This is a genomic window from Bernardetia sp. Wsw4-3y2 (assembly GCF_037126295.1).
Lineage (GTDB): Bacteria > Bacteroidota > Bacteroidia > Cytophagales > Bernardetiaceae > Bernardetia.
The window spans coordinates 3,704,874-3,722,845 of the sequence record NZ_CP147017.1 but is presented as its reverse complement, the minus strand read 5'-3'; the positions used below and the strand labels follow the sequence as shown (position 1 = coordinate 3,722,845).

Sequence of the window (17,972 nt, the reverse complement as noted above, 5' to 3'; positions counted from 1 at the left end):
GGCTTTTGCAAAGTGTTGTCAAATTGATAACACTAGTTTTAAATTTGGTAAGATAAAAGTTCTTGTTCTGTTTCTGAAATAGTATTTTGCATATAATTATGAGTTATATCTGTAAGTTTGCTAACTATTTCATTTTTAGCCAATTCAAATTTAGAACCATTTGAGGAAACAAATATAATTTTGAATTGCTCTTGTTCATCCCCTGTAGTTGCTTTTTGAAATTCGTTAAAAAGTTGTTTTCTTCTTTCTAACATTATACTAATATCATTAGCTTTTTTTAAGCGATTTAATTTTTCTTCGGCTGTTGCGTGTGTGGGTTTTTGTGCTTTTTGTAGCTCGGTTTTGAGAAGTTCAGCATTTTTCTTTTGTTCAGCTGCCTGTTTTTTGATTTTCTCGTTTTCCTCCTTCAAAGTCTTAATTTCTAAGATTTCAAGTTTTAATTTTTCAGCTTCTGCTTTTGTCGCTTCTAATTCCTTTTTGATGTCTTGGTCTGCGTGTTTTGCGTTTGCTCGAAGAGTGGCGTTTTCAAGTTCAACATTTTCAAGCTGTGCTTTTGTTTCTTCGAGTTCTTTTTCGGCTGCCAAAACCTCATAAATCATATCTCCATCTTTGACAGATTCTAATTTTAGAGTTTTTAAAGTGTCTTCTTTTTCAGAGATAAAAGGCTTTTTAGTAGTTGATTTTGAGGCGTTCTTTTTAGCCGCTACTGTAGCGTTTTTTGAATTTAACATGGTTGTGATATTTAGTTTTATTAAAAAATAATTAATTGGTAAATACTTATAAATTGCCGTTTACAAGATTTATATAAAATAGAAATAAGGCTTTTTACTACCTCTCTTTCTATACTACTAAGATACAACTTTTTAAGTTAAAAACCTATTAATATACACAAATAATTCATTTATTTTATTACTTTTTTATTGTTTTATGTATTTAAATTTCAACATAGACACGTTAAAATACTTGTTTTGTGGGTTTCTGTGCGTTCTGCTGCATTTTCTATGTATAAAATAAAAAAAAAGCAAACTTGCACACACAAAACACCCCGACACACGCTGTGGAGTTTGGCAGTTGCCAAAAGCAAAAATTACCGATATATGATTTAATTATTTTGAAATAATGGTCTTTAGTGGCTTGTTTGTTTGGTTTGTTTTTATGTGTATCGTTCGAACAACTTTGACAAGATATAAGAGAATAAAATACATAAAATAGAAATGCGCCCATACTAAGATGCGCCTACCTTTTTTGCTTAGGCAGACGAACCAATTTTATAGGCGCATTCCTTATTTTGATTTTTGGATTTATGTACCGACTGGAGCATCGAAACTTCCTATACTATCTCTCAAACGATGAGCGAATTTAGAGTACAACAAACAATCACCAGCATCAGAAAGGTGAGTTGCTTTCTCTTGTGGTATATTTTTATTTTTTTCTGGACGTTTGTCTTTCTTTGTTTCTCCTTTTTCTGTTATTGTTCCTGCATTGTTTAAAGATTCTATATAAGATTCTGCATTGATGGAGTGTATCGTAACACGAGGTAGTAAAGGATTATCTTCTTTAAACAAAGTAGTAAAGAAGATATGTCTTGAGGCATGTGAACTAGCCTGTCCTACATCAATAGGCTCTACTACCCAACCGTTGTCTTCAAGAGTTCCAATAACTACATCCTTAAAATCTAAATCATTTATAGGGCTTCTTCCTACAGCAGTGTGGTCATAGTAGTAGTTTACTTTTTTTTCTTTGTGATACTTGTAGTAATCACACCATTTCTGAACTACATGCTTTAGTTGTTCAGGGTACTTTACAAAGAAAGAAGATAGTATTCTATACAAGCTAGGGTTCTCCTCTTGACCACATACAAGAGAATTGATACCTGCATTATAATCTAATGCAATATCTAATTCTTTATTTTTATCCAATTCAGAATCCCAACGACAGTCTTTTTCTATATTACGATAATCTAAATAAAGTCCATCTATATAAGAGTAATTTGGAGCTGTATAAGTATGGTATTCATCATCAAAATTCACATAAAATTTCGTATCAGCTTGCGTAATACGCATATTTAGAATACTTGTCCGAAAGTCTAAATCAGATAAATCACGTTTTTGGTCTTTAATATAACCTAAACTTAGTACATCTATATTGTCAATAGCATTTGCATAATCGACATATACACTTCCTTTTCTAGCTTCATTGAGATGAATTTCTATTTTTTTTATCTCTTTTTGTATTCTTTTTATTATTGTAGGCTGCTTTTCGGTAAGCAACTTATATTTTAAGTCCTCTAAGTATATAGCGACTTTCATTATACTATCGATATGCTCTCTATCAACGAGCTGTTCTTTATCTAAAATCCATTGTCCAGAAGGATTTTTAGGCATATCTGTGGTAAACATCTTAGAGCGATGGTTATATAATTTTCCAAAATAAAGATGGTTTCCACGAAGGGTTGGGTTTACTTCTTCATCTAGTCTGTCTTTTTTTAATAGCTTTGCTTCATCTCCCATAATCCAGTCGACAGATAAACCATTTGAAGAACCCGAGCGATCCAAACTGACTAAATATATTCCAGAGCCATTAAAAAAATGAATATAATAATCAGGTTTATCAGGTGTTATGTACGCTTTATCCCATTTCCATTTTTTAGGTGCAAATTTTCTTATAAAGAAATGTACATTTTCTTTGAAACCTTCCATTTCCCAACCAGCCTTTAGAGGAGCTAAGGTTCTAAGTAAAATTTGTTCATACGTAGCTCCTAACAAAATGCCATTGCTTTTTGGCATTGTTAAAATATTTCGCAAAGAAAAAGGAGCTAAAGCTCCTGTACTCTTACCCGTTCCTCTTGCCCAAATACAATATGTTTCCTGTGCAGCAACCAAACGAGTACGTAACTGAGGCTCATTATAATGTATTTGTTTACTAGGGTTGTTACTCATTTTCTTTACGTTTTTCGTCTATAATTTCTACATCTTGATACATTTCCTTTTTGCGTTTTGGACGTGTAAGTATTTCTAACTCTTTTTCTATACTCTCTCTATCTAATTTTTCAAATCCAAAAAGAGATGGATTATACTGTACAATTACTGTTGGAAGTTGTATATCACTAAAATCAGGTGTCTCTGTATCACCATAAAAATCTTTAATTAGGGACAACAAGTTTTTATTTGATTGAGCCATTACCTTTAAATCACTTGCTTTTTCGGCTAATCTTGTCGTTTTTCGTATATCCTTAATTGCTATTTTGAGAAGAAAATCTCTAGTAAGTTTTGTATCATCTCCATAGATTATGACGGCTTCTTGATAATATCTTTTTACTTGCTTATCAGAAAGTTTAAAATCAGTTATAGCCATTTGAATTGCTTCATCTTCATCAAAATCTACAATCCATTTCGCTATTTGCTTACACCTATCTAATTTTACTTTTTCAGTATCCGTCAATATATAGCCTTCTTTACCCTGTAAATACCCTATTGCTTTTTCAGTAAATTCCATATTATTTTAAGTCTTCCAAACGTGTATTTTTTATGATGCTTAGGAATTGAGCCTGTGCAGGACTGCTTCCATTTTTTGCATCTTGGAGTACCGTTTTCCGTAATGCAAACTCACTTTTTAGCCTTCCCCTCATTACAGAATTGTAAAAATTATTTCCTTTTTTTCTAAAAAGGAGCTTCAATTCTGAAACTTCTTTTCCTAAAAAAATGGCAATCTGTTCAATTGAAAAATGCAATTCTGCAAAGTCTTCAACTGTTTTTAATTCTTCTTCAGTCATTTTCTGTCATTCTTGTATTGATGAGTTTAAAACATTTTTAAAAAATTCATGAGTCTTTGAATCAGTTAAAATCATCCCTGTTTCCAAAGTCCGATTCTTAGAAAAATTAGCAGACATTACAACTGAAATAGTCCATTTCTCATTCTTAAGCAATATCATCTTAGAGTGAGATGTAATAAAAATGAGTTCTCCTGTGCGTTCTAAAATACTTTTTGCTTTTGTATATTCTTTGATGCGATTATCCAAAAAACAAGTAAGATTTGTAATTAAACCCTGCTCTTTGAGTGCTTGAACAGTCTTTGCAGCCTGCTCTGAAAATGCCCAACTTGCTAGAATACACTCACAACTCCCTATCTGCCTTACGAGATATTCTAGCAAGTGATGCGCCGACCAAGCTCCCCTCGTTGCAAAAGCAAGAGACTGATTTTTTTGAATGTGCGAAATAGCATTTTCTAACTCACTTTTTTGCATCCCAATTTCAAGACTAGAAACAACATGGCTTTTTTGTCCAAATCCTTTACTCTTATCTTGTTTACCTACCTGTATTTCATCTAAATTAAAAAGCATCTAGTTTTTGTTTTACTCTTTCTAATCGTTGTTTCCAATAAGCTACCTTTTCAAGTTTAGTATTACGCTCCTTAATACGTTGTGGAGATAAATAACTTTCTAAGTTCTTTTTCTCTTTATACAAATCAATTTGAGTAGTAGGTAAAGGCTTTTCTTTAAAACCCTTTTTCTTAGGAGTTAAATCAATTATTTCAGCTTCATTTTCTACTAAACGCCCTGTGCGCTCCCAAAAACGAATAATATTCATATACTCGTTTATCTGCTTTACCGTCGAAAGAATAGTAAAAGCTAGTACTTTTCTTTCCTTCACACTTTCCGAAACTTTTATTCGTGCATGTGAAGTACGAAGTAAATCATAACAATCTTGAACTCGTTTTCTGTAATCCTCAATTTTTTTAGGTTTCACAAAAAAAACTTTTTGTTCTTCAGGTGCGACTTCTGCGAAACTATCCAAAATACGCTGCAAAAGTTCTTTTAGCTTTCTGTCTGCATACTCTTTGTTCGTCTCATTTTCAAGCTCTTGCGCCCAAAACTCACTCCCTCCAGCTTTACGATAAATACACAAACCCTCTATAAAATTAAATTTTTCAAGGATTTGTGTAATTTCATTTTTCATTACTTCTTCGGTTTTGAAGGATTTTTTTGTTCTTCTGTTAGAGATTGTAATTCTGCTTTTGATGTTTCGATGCGCTCTAAAAACTTAAAGCCATCTTTAACGAGCTGTTCGGCTTTTTCAACAGAAATTCTTTTCAAATCAAAATTATCTCTCCGACCAAATCCCATTCTTGCAGGGGCTTCTTCTGTAATCTTTAAATTTACAGTTTTGAACTTTCCAGCAATAATAAGGACACCATTTTCAATTCTATTTTTCATAATCGCTTTTGAATTAATTAGGAGTAAATAAAATTATGCTTGAGGAGTTTCTTGTCTTACGCCTGTATAAACTGGTGCCATCCCTTCACTTGAAAATACAATAGTATTGCCTTTTGCATCACTTCTTGTCTTTCCTGTTGTTCCTTCTGCTGTATCCATTTTGCAGGGCCAACAAGAGTCTCCCATCAGTCTCCAGTTTCCACACGTTTCACGAACAAGGAAAACAAAGTCTTGATTTTTATTGGCATCTATCCAACCTAAAATTTGTGCTGATTGACCAGGTACATAAATTTCAAGCATTGATGTAATTGATTTAGAATCATCTTCACCTTCCATAGAGTATCTAATCTCTCCTTTTTCTCGTGTAGAATAGAGTTTGTAAAATCTACCCCCTGTTTTGAACACTATATCACCTGATATAGTAGCCAATCCTTCAGCAGTTACACCATCTCTATCTGGAATTGATTCTATTTCTTCTCTATGAGCATACAAAAGCTCAACAGATATACCTTTTTTAGAATCATCCCCTAGTGTTGTTTTTGTTACGTCTACAAGTCCTAATGACATAATTGATGTTTTTTTATAAGTACTTAATTATATAAATAATGTCGTGTATTTTACTAGAAAAGAACTTTCTAAATAGGACGAATAAGACCAGAACCTTTTTTGATGAGTTCTTGGACAACTTTTAGATTCTCTAATTCCCCTAGTTCTTCTTTTGTTAGCTCTCGTTTGTCTTTGAGACCTCCAATCATACAGCCTGCAAGAACTTCATATTTTTGTTCTTCAATTTCTACAATTACCTTTTTAGTAATTGTGGATTCTAAGGCTAATTTTTCACGTCTTTTCAAGTCTTCGTTACGCTCTAAAATTGCAGCGTTCTGTTCTTGAGCTTCTTTTAGTTTTGCTTCTAATTCTGCGATTTTGTCGACTCGTTCGACTTTTTTGTCTTTTTCTTCTGCCATGATGTTTTGAAAATAAATTGAATGATAAAATGAATAAAAAAGATACTTGTATAGCTAGACTATACAAGTTCTAAATCGTTTGTAAATACCAGTTCAGGTACTTCAAAACCAGGTGCTTTCCAATAATCGAAAAGAACTGAAACCTCTCTTTTAGCCGTTTCAAGTTGTGGATCTTTCTTCTTAATATCTTTTTCAAGCAAAAGCATATTCTCTTTAAAAGACATCCAAATCTTGTCATCCCCTGACATTGATTCAAGTCCTACGACTGTGATATTTGTCTTTGGAATCTTTGCAAGGTTTGATTCTTTGTTATAATAAAGATTCAAATCATCCATTCCACGCATATAGCGAAGTGAATTTTCGTCTGACATCTGTACAGTAAAAGGATTGTTACGATACTTTGAAGGAAGCATATCTGCAAACTGAATCATATACTTAACAAAATCTGCATTTGAGGCAGGAATAGCACCCAAGGCAAAAGGAGTAATTCGTCCAGAAGTAATATGATCGTTAATTACTTTTCTGATACCGTTCACAACTTCGTTGGGTTGATTTGGCGTGCCAGGAGTAGGAGCAGCGAATACTCCTTTATAGACAGCTTCTAGTTCCCACTCTTCTTCCCATCCTGCCAAAATATGATCTTCAACTAACCACCTAATAAATGGATAATTGATAGGCTTCAAATCCTTTCCTTTTAAGAAGTCTAGCCAAGATTTTTCAAGGTCATCTGGAAAGACATCCAAATCAAATTTTAAGTGTCCTAAAGGAATTGTATGAGGAATAAATTCAATAGTTGTTGGATGAGGTGTCCACGTTTTTTGAAATGTTTGCAAACGTTTACCCATGTACTTCGACAAAGTAGTCTGATAAACAGTAGCTTCTGTCGTTTTATATGAAAAAAGTTTGTCTGTTTTACTTTGAAAGTAAGCTAAGGTATGAAGGCGTTTCATATTTTCGGAGTTTCCCAAATAATATGCGCCAAACTCGGCTTTAATTGCTGCCAAACTTATTGTAGCTGCTGCCATATTTTTATATTAGTAAATGTAAATTCGGTGTATAATTTTGTTTTTTTACTGAAGAGCTTTTGACTATTCCCCTAGCTTTTCCTGAGCATACTTCGTATAAGGTGAATTTTGCATAATGTCATCGCTAGTAGGCTCTGTTTGCAAATCAGGAGTTCGCTCAATTTCTTTCTGAACAGGCTTTGTGTGTGCAGCTCCTGCAATTTCGCTGTAACCTGCATTCTCTTTTGCAAGAGCTTCGTTTTGCGCTGTAAGTGTTGAAACTTGGGTTTCAAGCTGCGTAATTTTGGCTTGCTGTGCTGTGCTTTCTGCTTTGTACTTGTCTTTTTCTGCAAGTAGAGAAGTGTACATTTGACTAGATTGTATTTCAGCTTCAAATTGTTTTTGAGCTTCTTGTTCCGTTTTTGCATTCGGAAATAGTTTTTGCCAAAGATTCATATTATTTTGAGGTTGATTTGATGATGATTTTAATGATTTTACTTTACTGGATAGATGATTTATTGCATCTTCATAGCTTCCTATTTGGTCAATTAAACCTATTTTGATGGCTTCACTTGCCATAAATATTTCTCCTGTTAATGCTTTTTCTGAAATGTTAGGGCGTTGAGATTTAATAGCATTGATAAATTCTTCATTCATTGGATCAAGCATTTTAGATACTATTTTTTTATAGTTTCCTTCGCTTGCTTCCTTATACATTTTGTTTTTGTCTGTGCTTTTTGTTGCGTAGATGTCGTGGATTTTGACACCTTCATTTTCGTACATCTTTTCTAGATTGTAGATAGTTATCATTGTACCGATTGAGCCTACTCTATCAGTATTTTTCGATGCCCAAATCTCATCACAACCAGCAGCAATTTCATAAGCAGCAGACGCACAAAGCCCATCATCGACGAATGCCAATGTGGGCTTTGTACAGTTTTTTAAAGTTTCGTGAAGGGCTTGAGTGCCGTCGACCATTCCACCAGGTGAATCAATTTTCAGAAAAATTGAATTTACTTTGTCATCAGCTTCTAGTGCTTTTATTTTTTTAGCGATTGATTGTGTGCCAAGCGAACACCAACCATCATTTTTCATTATCACACCTGAAATGTGAACTACTGCTGTTACGCTTTCTTCTTCGTATGCTCCAGAAGTATTATAGTCTTCGTCATCATCATAAAAGTTTTGAAACGCTTGATGATTACCTTCTAAAAAAGATTTTACAAAAGGGTAATACTTTCTAGCTGCTGTTTGCTCAATTGCAAAAGCTCCATTAGAAAGTGCATTAAAAAGATTACGATAGGCGAGTTGCTGCTTGTTCATTTTGGGAAATTGAATATTTCAGTTTCCCAAAAATAGATTAGTGTAGCAACCTAAAAAACCCCCCGTAAATTAGGTTTTTGAGATTTTTGAATTTTCTCGGTATTTTGTTTTGTAGAAATCATCTAGATAATTTCTCAAAGACAGTTCGTCTTCTTCGATTTGAAAATACTTAAAAATCTCTTGACAGGCTTTTGTTTTTGTAGGATAGTTTTTGAAATTAAATTCTACTACAGCTCGTAGTATTTCTTTGGCTTGTTTGTTTAGTATTGTAGCCAAAGAATGAGCAATATCTTCTTTTCTGTATAGAGAAAGCAAATGAATAGTATATCCTGGTATTTTAGTTTGAACTTCTAACATATCTATTGGAGTAATATTATTAGAAGAGATAGGGATATTTGCATTTTTTGTCTTTGAAACCTGAAATATAGGCGCAGACAAATTACCTACTGCAATAAAAAAATCATACTGAAGATGATTTTTAGAGAGTGTGTCTCCAAAATGTTTTTGGAGTATTTTTTTAGCATACGCATAAACAGGTACGCTGATAGTGTAGTCTTGTTTTTTCTGCATTTTATTAAGAATAAGTAAGTAATAAAAAAACGCAGATAGGGGTATTACAAAAATACGAATATTTTAGAATATGTTGGCAAAAAGTATTATATTGCTAACAAAATTAGAAAGTATTTAAGAGTACCTCTAATGTTATTATTTAGAGGTAAATTATTTAATAAAAAAAATAATATTTATTAAATAATTTTAGTTTAAGAAATTTTTGAAAAATAAATAGCCTTTTAAAATTATAAATATTATTTTAAAAATCGAAATTGAATGGATCAAGATATAAAAAAAAATATTCTATCAATAAGTACAGATACATTAAATGGAAAGTATCATATAAAGAATGATTTTGCTAGAAGTATTTTAAATTATCCAGCAATGATGGTACCTTCTGTTCAAGAGCCAATTATAGAATATTTATCGATGGCTCTTAATAACAATGTTTCTTTGCTCGACCCTTTTGTAGGAGCTTCTAATACTCTCGTTACAGGAATGAAATATGGAATGAATGTGTGTGGGCAAGATATTAATCCATTATCAATTCTAATTAGTCAAGTCAAAACCAGTTATTATTCTATTGAAGAGCTTATTGATGCACAAAAACGATTAATTGATACTATTAAAAATGATAATTTAAACTCTATTGAAATTGATTTCTTCAATATTGATAAGTGGTTTACTAAAAACTCTCAAGTTGAATTATCAAAAATATATAGAGCTGTTAATAAAGAGGCTTCTTTGAAGATTAGGAAATTTTTTTGGGTAGTTATTGCTGAAACTATAAGACTTACAAGTAATGATAGAACATCTACATTTAAAATGCATATACGTTCAATAGAAGAAATTAATCAAAGATTTGTATCTCCAATAAAAACTTTTATAAAAGTCTCACATAATAGTATAGAAAGTCTTACTAAATATATACATGTCATAAATGAAAATGGATATCTTCAAAAAGGTAAATATAGTAAAAATATAGACATTATTTGGGGAGATACTAACTTAGGTATTAATACAAAAAAAACATTTAACTTACTTGTTACATCTCCACCATATGGTGATAATCATACAACAGTTACCTATGGTCAGTTTTCATATCTACCTTTACAATGGATTCCTTCAGAAGATATTGATAATAATATTACAATAGACTATCTTAGGACTATACAAGAAATAGACTCAAAAAGTTTAGGAGGAAAGTCAAAAATAAATACTAAAGAAATTGAAGAACAAATTTTCTGTAAATCCAACACTTTAAAGGACTTTATAAGTCAGTTTAAGAACGAAGAAAGAGAAAAAACTAAAAAAGTATCTCGTTTTGTATATGACCTAGATAAAAGTATTGATAATATACTACTAAAAATGCGAAAAAACTCTTTTTTAGTTTGGACTATTGGAAACAGAAATGTTAATAAAAAGATAGTCCGAAATGATTTAATTCTTAATGAACTTTTTAAATTCAAAAAAATTGATTTATTTACAGATTTAGAAAGAGAAATTATGAGCAAGAGAATGCCTCGTCGTAATAATTTTTCAAGTATGATGAATAAGGAAAAGATATTAATCTATAAAAAAACACAATAGAATGATTGATTTGAATGACTTTTCAAAAAACCAACAAGAAGCTATCACTACAAATGATAAACATTTAAGAATAATTGCTTGTGCTGGTTCAGGAAAAACAACAACAGTAGCAGGTAAAGTAGCTTATTTGCTTGATTCTGACAATGGATTTGATATTCAGCCTGAAAATATTATTGCATTTACATATACTGAAAAGGCTGCAGGAGAACTAAAGAATAAAATACTAAACAATGTAGGAAAACTTAGAGGTATGGCTAATATGTATACAGGAACAATACATGGTTGGTGTTTAAAGTCATTACATGAAAATGAATATAAGTATCAAAGTTATTCTGTCTTAGATGATATTAAATTAAAATTATTTGTTGATAAGTATTATGATTCCATTGGAATGAAAAAGGTCACAAAGCTTACTAATCCATCAGCTTGTTTGCGTAGGTTTGTAGACACTTCTCTATTCATAAGAATAATGGATATAGTAAGAGAGTCAGAAGTTAAGACTGGAGTCAAATTTCCTAATAATATTTTAGCCGCAAAAAAAGATTATGAAACAACTTTAAATGAAAAAAAATACTTCGATTTTGCAATGATTATGGAGAAGGCATTAGAAAGCCTTAGAAATGATACCAACCTTACAAATTATATTAGACAAAACTTAAAATATTTAATTGTAGATGAGTATCAAGATGTTAATCCTATTCAACAAAAATTAATAAACAGGCTTCAAGAAATAAGTAACTGCAAATTAATTGTAGTTGGTGATGATGACCAAAATATTTATCAATGGCGAGGTAGTAATAATAAATATATTATAGAATTTGAAAAACAGTTTAATGTTGAAGATGTCAAAACCATACCTCTTTCACTTAACTATCGCAGCTCTGAAGGGGTAACTAAATTAGCAGAAACATTGATATCTAACAATGTGGAGAGAATTCCTAATAAAAAAATGGAATCATATAAATCTCAAGATTTTAACAGAAATAAGGATATCCTTTATAACAGATATCAAGATGTAGAAAAAGAAAACGAGGGAATAGCAAAATATATTAATGATATATTAGGGGTTAGTTTTGTAGAGCGTAATGAAGAACCTAGAGGAATTACGTACTCGGATATTGCAATCCTACTTAGAACATGGAATAAGGCAAACTCTATAGTAGAAGCACTTGAGCAACATAATATTCCATATATTACTGCTGGAGTAAATCAATTATTTGATACAGAAGAAGTCAATGCAGCATTGTCAATTTTTAAATTTTTATATGATGACATTACTCCAATTGAACTTAAAAAGAAATGGTTGCAGATTCCTAACATTAAAACTTCATCCTCTAAAATTGAGAATGCAATAACTAATTTGTCTCAAAGAAAACCAAATCTTGAAAAAGTTAGAAATAATTGGGAGTATTCATTACAGGATATTTTTTGGAGTTTCTTAAATGATGCTGAAATATATGAAGAAAACTTTGTAAATAGTGATACATCAGATTTGGAACTTAAAACAAAAGAAAGAGCAGAAATAATATTTTTTAATCTTGGAAAATTTAGTCAAGTAATAAATGATTTTGAAAGTATTAACTTTAACAGTACAAAGCCCTCCTTTCATCTCTTTAGTTTTTTAAGTTTTATTACTTATGTCGCAAAAGACTACTATCCAGAAGGGTGGTTAAACAACCCTTATAGAACTCCAAATGCTGTTCAAATCATGACAATTCATCAATCAAAAGGATTAGAATTTCCTTGTGTTATATTACCAGGCTTAAATCAGAATTACCTACCCTCAAAAAAACCTGGTGGACTAAGTGTATGGCACTTTTTAGATAGAGATTTGGTTAGTGAGCAATCACGTTACGAAGGAGATAAAAAAAGAGAGGATGAAAGACGTTTACTATATGTAGCCTTAACAAGAAGTCAAAAATACTTATTACTAACACAAGCTCCTGATTTAAGTAATAGACTTTATAAAAAAGAATCACAATTTGTCACAGAGCTCCACGAAGCAAAATTAAATTCTCACTCTATCATGACAACTAACATAAGGCACGACTTTTCATATGCTGATAAAATACGACAAAAGCCAAAGGAAAAAACGCAAAATATTTCTATTGATTTCTCAAGTTTAAAAGATATTTTCCAATGTCCTTATCGCTTTAAACTAGTTTCTGTATTTGGTTTTTGTTATCCACTAAACCAAAGAATGGGAGTAGGACGGTCTTTTCATAACTGTCTAATGGAAATCCATAAAGAAGCAAAAAAAGGAGAAATTCTAAGCCAAAATGAATTATCAGAGTTAATTAAAAGACAAACTCACTTTCCATATTTAAACCCAAAATCAGAAAAATTGGAGATACTACATGATAAAGTTGAAGACAGTGTTAAAAAATATCATGATAAAAATAAGATGGACTTTAAATATATCGAATTCGTAGAGCAAGAGATACAATATAAAATCAATAAGAATATTCTTGTTGTCGGAAGAATTGATTTAATAAAAAAAATAAAAGATTCAGGTGATTATGAAACAACTATCGTTGAGTTTAAAAGTGATGAAGCAGATGCTGACTCACCTATTACAAAAGACCAATTAAAATTATACGCTTTAGGACATAGAGAGTTGACAGGACAAATAGCAGACTATATAATGACATATGTAATTGGTGTTAGAGGTAATAAATTAAAATCCCCTGAACAAATCAACGAAGTGGATCTTGAAGAAATAGAGCAAAAAATAAAAGATGCTGTAGCTAACATAAGGACTGAAAGTTTTTCTAAAACAGATGAAAAGAGGATATGTGATGAAAACTGTTTTCAAATTAGATTATGTAATCATAGAGTTAAATATAATATAAAACCTAGAAGATAATGGGAGTTTGGAAAAATAGAAAAATATCTTTTGAGACCCTTAACCAAATAACTAGGGAGCATAGTCAAGTATTATGTATTCACTACTCATACAGTAATACATACGATGATGAATATGGAGATATCTCACCAATAATCACTACTATTGTTATACAGTCATTAGATGAACAGATATATAAGCAATTTGCGATTCATCTTGAAGCTAACAAAGCAGGAATTACTAAAGATCAAATACAAGATTCTTATATGGATCTTGAATTACGTGTTTTAACTCAATACAATAATTTTGTAAAAAGAAACAAAGCCTGTTATTGGATTCATTGGGATATGAAAGATATGTCTTTTGGCTTTGAAGCAATTAAACATAGGTATGAAAAATTATTTGAGAATCTTAGTGAGTATTGTGAAATTCCAGTTAATAATTGCAAAAATCTTAGTAAGATTATCGAGGGAAGTTATGGAGAAAATTTCGCAGAAGGACCAGATACTCTAAAATCTTTGATGTTAGAAAACTCTAAAAATATAGATTGTAACAAATATCTTGGGCTACGTGAAGAATCAATAGAGTTTGAAAAGAAAAACTTTACTACTGTAGCTGACTCAGTAGACTTAAAGGTAAAGTTTATGAGCATAGCTCTTAATAGATTAAAAGACAAAAAATTAGTTATACCAAACAAGAATTATTACGCACGCTTTGAAGACTTTGTAACCCACCCTGTCTTTACATTTATAGCAGGAGGAGCTTCTATATACGGCTTAATTTCTTTTAGTAGTATTTTTTCATTTATTAAATCACTTTTTAAACTATTATTTTGAGATTTATACTATCGTTTTTTTGTATTAAAAGAGTTGGTCTAGAAAAGAGGTTATCTAAAAAACATTTTTTAGATAACCTCTTTTCTTGTAAGTAAAAATATAATATAAGAAGTTATACCATTGATTAACTATAGATTTGAACAGATATAGTTTAGTATGACAACTAAAGTTAACTCAATTTTTTGAATAGGGCTGCTGAATAATTTTATATCAAAATACAATCAATTATATCATCGATATCCTGTGAGTAGTGTATAAACTCACCTTTCCAAAGAATCCAAAATTGATATTTTTCAATATCGTATCTAAGTTCAAATTCTTTTTTTTTGTGCATAATCAAAACTTTGTCTTGAGTTTTTTCGATATTTACTCCTCGTTCTTCAAAGTCTGCTTTGATAGAAACAAATACTTTTTCAGGTACTGGAATAACAGTTTCCTGAATCCATTTTTTCATGTATTTCATAGTTATTGTGATTTTAATTTTCAGCTCTAAGATACTTTCAATTCACTAGGCGAAAAATATTCATCCTCTCGCAAGTGAATTTTAAAGTTTCCTCCCCCAAATTTAGCTTTAAATAAAAGTCTAAAATGAGTGTTGAATAATTCGCCATTAATTAATTTTTCAATTAATTTTTGATGAGGAAGAGTAAAAACAACTAATTTTTTAGTTACAAGTTCTTTATCTAACTCTAATTCGGTAAATTCTAGCTTATCAGTCCCATGTTTTACCATCTCTCTTTTAAAGTCTAAGAAGGTTCTTTCAATATTTCTGAAAGCAAAAGCATTTATTTCTGTTTCGTCTTGTTTCGGTACTGTTTCATTGATTTTAGATACATTTTCAGGTGTGGTTATAGACTTTTTAAGCAAATATTCTAATTTGGGTGTTTCGCTTATTTGCTGGAAGTGTTTCAGTAAATTTGTCCTGATGTCCAGTATGGTATTTTCGGTTTCAAGCGTTTCAAAGTGTTCTTTGCTTTCTACAAATACTTTTAACCTTCCATCAACGTATCCTGCAAACTCCAGTAGAGCTGCACACCTAGCAGCTTCATTTTCTCCTTGAGCTTGTAAAGCCATTCGTACATCCTCTCTAAATTTGAAGAATAAAGTTTGTGCATCGACATTATTTTTTGGCTCGGTTTGACTGTTTGCTAGTACTTTGGGAGTAGCTACCCACTCATCATCTGAATACTGCTCATAGGTTGGGAAGTCTTCAAATTTTTTGAAGTGCTTTACAATTCTATCAAACTGTTTTCTAACCTCTCCTACACTTTGAATATTAAAGTTTTTTGAAGGATATTCAAATACACACTCGTCAGAATGTCTGTCGAATATCATCGCTTTACGCAACTTTTGATTTGGATAAATCTTGGCTAAATCAGATTCAGGGTCAATTCTCTTAAATATTTCTGTTAGAAAATAATTGACAACAAGAAAAGTATTATCATCACCAAAACTGTAATAGAGTGGATGATTTTTACCTGACTTATAGTAGATTTTTAGTTCCCAACGGCAAGGGGTGTCTGTTCGCTGAAGAACTCCTTGTTTGTAGTCTGCTTTTATTCCTTTTGTTGTTTTCTTCATTTTGGCTCTAAAAGCCCCCTCAAAATGAATTTCTTTCCTAGAAAGCCAGAACATCCGTTTAGCGTGGCAATGCTGTGTATCACGATAAAAAGGTTCATTAACCACAAGAAAGTCTGGGTATATTTGGTTTCTCCAAAACGTTCGTCCTTCAGCTCTATACGCAATGGGAATTATTCTGTCTTGATATTTGAAGTTCTCTAGCTTTTCTACTTGCATTGTAAGCATATTTTTAGTATGTTTGTGGTGTTAGTGCGACTTAGCATTGTCAAAATCTAACCTCCGAATTGCAGATTTATTTATAAGAAATTATTGAATCCTTTGAGTCTCTCCCTCAAAGGATTTTTTTTTGCCCCGCCCCCAAGTTCTCTCTATCAGCTTTATTCTTTTTTTTGATTTTAAACAGATTGCTTTTCAAAACAAAGTTTTTAATCTGCAATCGGTTGAAAAAAAATGCTTCTAACAGTAGAATCTAAATAGCTATTTATTAGCTTTCTTCGAAAGCATCTAAATAGCTATTTAGATAGCTAATAGATATATGCCTATTAGATGCTGGTAGAAGGGGGGGCATTATGTCCCTTATGCCCTTAAATGAAGGGCATAGTAAAGCATCTCCTTTTTTGAGTTGTTAGACTTTTGGAGGTGCTTTTTAGTATCTTTTTTTCAAAAAAAGTCTTACCTATTCTTCTTCCAAATCGCTAGAGCCTGTAACTACTAGTAAGTCTGGATTCAATAATAAAGTAAGTCCGTAACAGCTTTTTTCTAGCACTTCCAAAAGTACAGGAGGTGTTACGTCAGCTCGTTTAGCTGCTTCTCCTGTAAGTATCCTAAGCTGTCTTTGAATGGTCTTAGGATGGCATTGAAAGTGTGTAGCAAGGCTCTTCTCTTTAGTTATGAAGGCAATAGTTCTCTCCTCTATTAGCTCTCCATCATCATTTTTTCGCTTTCGTGTTATAACCTTTACATTTCGGCTCTTGTAGGTGTTGTGTTGAGCAATGCAAAGTCTGTAAATGCGTAGTAATAGAGGTACTCTATTCAGTCTAATTTTGAATTTTGAGTTTTTATCCTCGTTGTACGCTCTTAGGTATTCCTCTACTTTGGTTTGTGATTTAGAACTATCAAAGTAGATTCTTTTCTTCTTTTCAGGCTTCTGCTCCTGTGGAGCTGGTGCAGCTTCATTCATCTTGCTGCTCCTTTCTATTTAAGCTGTTTGCATATTGAGTTACCTGGAAGAATAAATCATCCCTCGTTTCAGCTTGAAATTTTTTAATTTCTTCTTTGTTGTAATTGACAGAGAAATAATAATTTTTCGTCCCTCCAAGATCTTCTCTACAATAGTTAGCTCTTTTTGGAGAACATTGAATCAAAAGGCACAAATGTTCTTTCTCATCGTCTTCTAACTTGTCTAAGGCTAATGCTCTTTGAGCTGCATGTATTTTTGCTTGTATAGAAATCGCAACATTGTTTCGCATATCTTCTGAAATAGCTTGAATATCTGCTGTTGCTTTTTCGATATTGGCTTGCCTTTTCTTATACTCTTGTACAGTTTCTACTTCTAGTTTGGGCAAGCCAGTTGATGTTTGTCCAACTTGCTTTTTTATGGTAACAGAAAGCAAAGTTTGTGTATGGCAGTGGGTTTGATAGATTGACCAAGCTCCAGAAAAAGCATACTCTCCAGTTTCTTTTTCTCTCTCTGGTAAATAGAGATAATATTCTGCATTTGGAAGTTCTTTTTTTGTCTTAAAGAGTGCCATTAGATGTCCTCCTTGAACAATAACTTTTGTGAAATAGCCATTTAGGATATTACTCATCATTCCCCCCTTTCTCAAAGCGAAGTGTAAGACTCCAGTAATTTTTTTCTTTTTTATTTTCCTGCTGCTCCTGCTGTGCTATAATGGGCTGTGTAGCTAGGATTTGTTGCTCTTGTGCGTGCAGCTCTCTAACATTACCTAAATAGGTAAAGACTAATTGAGCTACAAAACAGAAAGAAAGAGCAAACACTATAAGAACTAATCCTGCGAATTTCTTCGCTGTTTCATTCCAATTTTCATAGTTTTTAAACATAGT

20 protein-coding genes are annotated in these 17,972 nt (G+C 31.8%); 3 read left to right on the top strand and 17 right to left on the bottom strand.

Annotated elements, in window-relative coordinates; all coding sequences use genetic code 11:
* Nucleotides 1-38 precede the first annotated feature (38 nt).
* From V9L05_RS15260 to V9L05_RS15205, 12 genes are all read right to left on the bottom strand, one after another.
* Nucleotides 39-731, bottom strand: coding sequence for a hypothetical protein (locus V9L05_RS15260; RefSeq protein WP_338812724.1), 693 nt, complete (start codon nt 729-731; stop codon nt 39-41).
* A 570-nt stretch (nt 732-1,301) separates the two neighbouring features.
* Complete coding sequence (locus tag V9L05_RS15255) at nt 1,302-2,939, bottom strand: hypothetical protein (RefSeq protein WP_338812723.1); 1,638 nt, start codon at nt 2,937-2,939, stop codon at nt 1,302-1,304.
* On the bottom strand, nt 2,932-3,495 hold the full coding sequence (locus V9L05_RS15250; protein WP_338812722.1) for a hypothetical protein: 564 nt from the start codon (nt 3,493-3,495) through the stop codon (nt 2,932-2,934). The genes V9L05_RS15255 and V9L05_RS15250 overlap by 8 nt, the downstream gene beginning before the upstream one ends.
* 1 nt (nt 3,496) lies before the next feature.
* Nucleotides 3,497-3,772, bottom strand: coding sequence for a hypothetical protein (locus tag V9L05_RS15245; protein WP_338812721.1), 276 nt, complete (start codon nt 3,770-3,772; stop codon nt 3,497-3,499).
* 6 nt (nt 3,773-3,778) lie between these two features.
* Entirely contained in the window at nt 3,779-4,339 is a 561-nt protein-coding gene (locus tag V9L05_RS15240) for a hypothetical protein (protein ID WP_338812720.1), read from the bottom strand.
* Nucleotides 4,329-4,955: a hypothetical protein gene (locus V9L05_RS15235; protein ID WP_338812719.1), complete on the bottom strand. Its 627-nt coding sequence runs from the start codon at nt 4,953-4,955 to the stop codon at nt 4,329-4,331. Before V9L05_RS15235 ends, V9L05_RS15240 begins: the two co-directional genes overlap by 11 nt.
* Nucleotides 4,955-5,212 (bottom strand): hypothetical protein, encoded by a 258-nt coding sequence (locus V9L05_RS15230; RefSeq protein WP_338812718.1) that lies wholly within the window; start codon nt 5,210-5,212, stop codon nt 4,955-4,957. Before V9L05_RS15230 ends, V9L05_RS15235 begins: the two co-directional genes overlap by 1 nt.
* Nucleotides 5,213-5,245: 33 nt before the next feature.
* Entirely contained in the window at nt 5,246-5,779 is a 534-nt protein-coding gene (locus V9L05_RS15225) for a hypothetical protein (protein WP_338812717.1), read from the bottom strand.
* 68 nt (nt 5,780-5,847) lie between these two features.
* Nucleotides 5,848-6,177: a hypothetical protein gene (locus V9L05_RS15220; RefSeq protein ID WP_338812716.1), complete on the bottom strand. Its 330-nt coding sequence runs from the start codon at nt 6,175-6,177 to the stop codon at nt 5,848-5,850.
* A gap of 59 nt (nt 6,178-6,236) precedes the next feature.
* Nucleotides 6,237-7,202 (bottom strand): hypothetical protein, encoded by a 966-nt coding sequence (locus V9L05_RS15215; protein WP_338812715.1) that lies wholly within the window; start codon nt 7,200-7,202, stop codon nt 6,237-6,239.
* Nucleotides 7,203-7,265: 63 nt separating this feature from the next.
* Entirely contained in the window at nt 7,266-8,504 is a 1,239-nt protein-coding gene (locus tag V9L05_RS15210) for a S49 family peptidase (RefSeq protein ID WP_338812714.1), read from the bottom strand.
* A gap of 69 nt (nt 8,505-8,573) precedes the next feature.
* The gene (locus V9L05_RS15205; RefSeq protein WP_338812713.1) at nt 8,574-9,074 is read right to left on the bottom strand and encodes a hypothetical protein; all 501 of its coding nucleotides are present in this window, start codon (nt 9,072-9,074) and stop codon (nt 8,574-8,576) included.
* A gap of 258 nt (nt 9,075-9,332) precedes the next feature.
* Here V9L05_RS15205 and V9L05_RS15200 point away from each other — a divergent pair, with 258 nt between their 5' ends.
* Genes V9L05_RS15200 through V9L05_RS15190 form a run of 3 tightly spaced genes read left to right on the top strand, consistent with a single transcriptional unit; the run spans nt 9,333 to nt 14,327 of the window.
* Nucleotides 9,333-10,646 carry a hypothetical protein gene (locus V9L05_RS15200; RefSeq protein WP_338812712.1) on the top strand — a complete coding sequence of 438 codons (1,314 nt, stop codon included), beginning with the start codon at nt 9,333-9,335 and terminating at the stop codon, nt 10,644-10,646.
* Nucleotide 10,647: 1 nt separating this feature from the next.
* Entirely contained in the window at nt 10,648-13,512 is a 2,865-nt protein-coding gene (locus V9L05_RS15195) for an ATP-dependent DNA helicase (RefSeq protein ID WP_338812711.1), read from the top strand.
* Nucleotides 13,512-14,327: a hypothetical protein gene (locus tag V9L05_RS15190; RefSeq protein WP_338812709.1), complete on the top strand. Its 816-nt coding sequence runs from the start codon at nt 13,512-13,514 to the stop codon at nt 14,325-14,327. Before V9L05_RS15195 ends, V9L05_RS15190 begins: the two co-directional genes overlap by 1 nt.
* 205 nt (nt 14,328-14,532) lie before the next feature.
* Here the strand turns inward: V9L05_RS15190 and V9L05_RS15185 are convergent, their stop codons facing one another.
* The 5 genes from V9L05_RS15185 to V9L05_RS15165 form a co-directional block, all read right to left on the bottom strand.
* Nucleotides 14,533-14,790: a hypothetical protein gene (locus V9L05_RS15185; RefSeq protein WP_338812708.1), complete on the bottom strand. Its 258-nt coding sequence runs from the start codon at nt 14,788-14,790 to the stop codon at nt 14,533-14,535.
* A 26-nt stretch (nt 14,791-14,816) separates the two neighbouring features.
* Nucleotides 14,817-16,133: a hypothetical protein gene (locus V9L05_RS15180; protein ID WP_338812707.1), complete on the bottom strand. Its 1,317-nt coding sequence runs from the start codon at nt 16,131-16,133 to the stop codon at nt 14,817-14,819.
* 451 nt (nt 16,134-16,584) lie between these two features.
* A complete protein-coding gene (locus tag V9L05_RS15175; RefSeq protein ID WP_338812706.1) occupies nt 16,585-17,088 on the bottom strand; it encodes a hypothetical protein in 504 nt (167 codons plus the stop codon).
* A complete protein-coding gene (locus tag V9L05_RS15170; protein ID WP_338812705.1) occupies nt 17,081-17,719 on the bottom strand; it encodes a hypothetical protein in 639 nt (212 codons plus the stop codon). The genes V9L05_RS15175 and V9L05_RS15170 overlap by 8 nt, the downstream gene beginning before the upstream one ends.
* Nucleotides 17,709-17,969, bottom strand: coding sequence for a hypothetical protein (locus tag V9L05_RS15165; protein WP_338812704.1), 261 nt, complete (start codon nt 17,967-17,969; stop codon nt 17,709-17,711). The genes V9L05_RS15170 and V9L05_RS15165 overlap by 11 nt, the downstream gene beginning before the upstream one ends.
* Between the last annotated feature and the right edge of the window lie 3 nt (nt 17,970-17,972).

Excerpts from the sequence above, each read along its gene's own strand:
- V9L05_RS15260 (WP_338812724.1), bottom strand. The coding sequence starts at position 731 with ATGTTAAATTCAAAAAACGCTACAGTAGCGGCTAAAAAGAACGCCTCA.
- V9L05_RS15255 (WP_338812723.1), bottom strand. The coding sequence starts at position 2,939 with ATGAGTAACAACCCTAGTAAACAAATACATTATAATGAGCCTCAGTTA.
- V9L05_RS15250 (WP_338812722.1), bottom strand. The coding sequence starts at position 3,495 with ATGGAATTTACTGAAAAAGCAATAGGGTATTTACAGGGTAAAGAAGGC.
- V9L05_RS15245 (WP_338812721.1), bottom strand. The coding sequence starts at position 3,772 with ATGACTGAAGAAGAATTAAAAACAGTTGAAGACTTTGCAGAATTGCAT.
- V9L05_RS15240 (WP_338812720.1), bottom strand. The coding sequence starts at position 4,339 with ATGCTTTTTAATTTAGATGAAATACAGGTAGGTAAACAAGATAAGAGT.
- V9L05_RS15235 (WP_338812719.1), bottom strand. The coding sequence starts at position 4,955 with ATGAAAAATGAAATTACACAAATCCTTGAAAAATTTAATTTTATAGAG.
- V9L05_RS15230 (WP_338812718.1), bottom strand. The coding sequence starts at position 5,212 with ATGAAAAATAGAATTGAAAATGGTGTCCTTATTATTGCTGGAAAGTTC.
- V9L05_RS15225 (WP_338812717.1), bottom strand. The coding sequence starts at position 5,779 with ATGTCATTAGGACTTGTAGACGTAACAAAAACAACACTAGGGGATGAT.
- V9L05_RS15220 (WP_338812716.1), bottom strand. The coding sequence starts at position 6,177 with ATGGCAGAAGAAAAAGACAAAAAAGTCGAACGAGTCGACAAAATCGCA.
- V9L05_RS15215 (WP_338812715.1), bottom strand. The coding sequence starts at position 7,202 with ATGGCAGCAGCTACAATAAGTTTGGCAGCAATTAAAGCCGAGTTTGGC.
- V9L05_RS15210 (WP_338812714.1), bottom strand. The coding sequence starts at position 8,504 with ATGAACAAGCAGCAACTCGCCTATCGTAATCTTTTTAATGCACTTTCT.
- V9L05_RS15205 (WP_338812713.1), bottom strand. The coding sequence starts at position 9,074 with ATGCAGAAAAAACAAGACTACACTATCAGCGTACCTGTTTATGCGTAT.
- V9L05_RS15200 (WP_338812712.1), top strand. The coding sequence starts at position 9,333 with ATGGATCAAGATATAAAAAAAAATATTCTATCAATAAGTACAGATACA.
- V9L05_RS15195 (WP_338812711.1), top strand. The coding sequence starts at position 10,648 with ATGATTGATTTGAATGACTTTTCAAAAAACCAACAAGAAGCTATCACT.
- V9L05_RS15190 (WP_338812709.1), top strand. The coding sequence starts at position 13,512 with ATGGGAGTTTGGAAAAATAGAAAAATATCTTTTGAGACCCTTAACCAA.
- V9L05_RS15185 (WP_338812708.1), bottom strand. The coding sequence starts at position 14,790 with ATGAAATACATGAAAAAATGGATTCAGGAAACTGTTATTCCAGTACCT.
- V9L05_RS15180 (WP_338812707.1), bottom strand. The coding sequence starts at position 16,133 with ATGCTTACAATGCAAGTAGAAAAGCTAGAGAACTTCAAATATCAAGAC.
- V9L05_RS15175 (WP_338812706.1), bottom strand. The coding sequence starts at position 17,088 with ATGAATGAAGCTGCACCAGCTCCACAGGAGCAGAAGCCTGAAAAGAAG.
- V9L05_RS15170 (WP_338812705.1), bottom strand. The coding sequence starts at position 17,719 with ATGATGAGTAATATCCTAAATGGCTATTTCACAAAAGTTATTGTTCAA.
- V9L05_RS15165 (WP_338812704.1), bottom strand. The coding sequence starts at position 17,969 with ATGTTTAAAAACTATGAAAATTGGAATGAAACAGCGAAGAAATTCGCA.